Source organism: Azospirillum sp. B506, from assembly GCF_000333595.1.
Lineage (GTDB): Bacteria > Pseudomonadota > Alphaproteobacteria > Azospirillales > Azospirillaceae > Azospirillum.
In genome coordinates, this window is record NZ_BADK01000525.1 from 1 (window position 1) to 1753 (window position 1753).

General features: G+C 68.7%; 2 protein-coding genes. Both read right to left on the reverse strand.

The genetic code is table 11. The features are described from left to right. Window positions 1–244 precede the first annotated feature (244 nt). Window positions 245–1111 (reverse strand): sugar phosphate isomerase/epimerase, encoded by an 867-nt coding sequence (locus I71_RS15660; protein ID WP_042695778.1) that lies wholly within the window; start codon window positions 1109–1111, stop codon window positions 245–247. Further along, on the reverse strand, window positions 1111–1753 hold a 643-nt coding region (locus tag I71_RS15665; protein ID WP_042695779.1), incomplete at its 5' end, for a DUF993 family protein. The genes I71_RS15660 and I71_RS15665, both read right to left, overlap by 1 nt.

The following is a 1753-nucleotide window of genomic DNA, read 5'->3' on the forward strand; positions in this document are numbered from 1 at the left end:
GCGCGCGAACTCCTTCGTCGCGGCGGCCATGATGCGCGCCCGCGTCCCTTCCGGGTCGCGGGTCGCCTTGACCGGCGGCGCAGCGCCTCCGGCGGGGGCGGGCGGCATCGGGTCGGGTGAGTCGGTCAGGCTGTCCATGTGGGAAGCCGGCTCCTGCGGTCCGGGGGAGGGAAGGGATCTTCCCCCCATGGTAGAAGCCTCTGCCGGCAATTTCAAATCAGGGCGATTTCAAACCGGGCCGATTTCAAACTGCGCTGCGGTGCCGCTCGATGCAGGTGTCCAGCACCTCGCCCATCGGTCTTTCCCACCAATTGGCTTGCGAGAAGATCTCCACCTCCGAATAGCCGGCGAAGCCGCACGCCTCGACCCAGCCGCGGATGCGCGGGATGTCGATGACGCCGTCGCCCATCATGCCGCGGTCGAGCAGCAGGTCGCTGGTCGGCACCAGCCAGTCGCAGACATGGAAGGCCAGCAGCCGCTCCTTGCCGGCTCGGGCGATCTGCGCCTGCAGATCCGGATCCCACCAGACATGATAGACGTCGACCGCCACCCCCAGCGCCCCCGACTTCCCCGGATCCAGCCGGTCGCAGAGGTCGAGCGCGTGGGCCATCGTGTTGACGCAGGCGCGGTCGGCGGCATACATCGGGTGCAGCGGCTCGATGGCCAGCGGCATCCCCGCGTTGCGGGCATAGTCCAGCAATTCGGCGATGCCGTCCTCCACCTGGGACCGGGCCAGCGCGATGTCCTTGCTGGCCGGCGATCCGGGCCGGGAATATTGCGGCAGCCCGCCGACCACCAGCACCAGACAGGCCGCATCCAAAGCCTTCGCCTCGTCGACCGCGCGGCGGTTGTCGTCGCGCACCTCCGCTGCCTTCGACGGATCGGCCGGGAACATGCCGCCGCGGCAATAGCCGGACAGCGCCAGCTCGCCGCTGCGCACCGCCCGCACCGTGGCATCCAGCCCGACCGCCGCCACCTGATCGCGCCAGGGTGCGACGGCGCGGATGCCGCGGCGGGCGCAGGCGTCGAGGATTTCGACCAGATTGCCCTGCTTGCGCACCGTGGCGGTGTTGATCGACAGCCAGCGATGGTCAGTGGAGAAATCCCGCATCACGAAATCCCCCGCACCGCGAGCACCGCCGCCATCCGCTGCGCCGCGCGGTCCGGATCGGACAGCAGCCCGGCCTTGTCGGCCAGCCGGAACAGCTCGGCCAGATGCAGGGTGGATCGCGTGCTCTCCTGCCCGCCGACCATGGTGAAATGGTCCTGATGGCCGTTCAGATAGGCCATGAAGACGACGCCGGTCTTGTAGAAGCGGGTCGGCGCCTTGAAGATGTGGCGCGACAGCGGCACGGTCGGCGCCAGGATGTCGTGGAACCCCGTCTCGTCGCCCTCGGCCAGATGGGCCAATGCCGCGGCTGCGGCCGGGGCGATGGCGTCGAAGATGCCGAGCAGCGCGTCGGAATGCAGCTGCCCGTCGCCGGCGATCAGCTCGGCGTAATTGAAGTCGTCTCCCGTATACATGCGGACACCGCTCGGCAGCCGCCGCCGCATGACGATCTCCTTCTCCTTGTCGAGCAGCGAGATCTTGATGCCGTCCACCTTCGGCGCATAGTCGCCGATGATCGACAGCGCGGTGTCCATCGCCGCGTCGACGTCGGCCGTGCCCCAATAGCCGGCCAGCGCCGGATCGAACATGTCGCCCAGCCAGTGCAGGATGACCGGCTGCTTCACCTGCGACAGGATGCGGCCA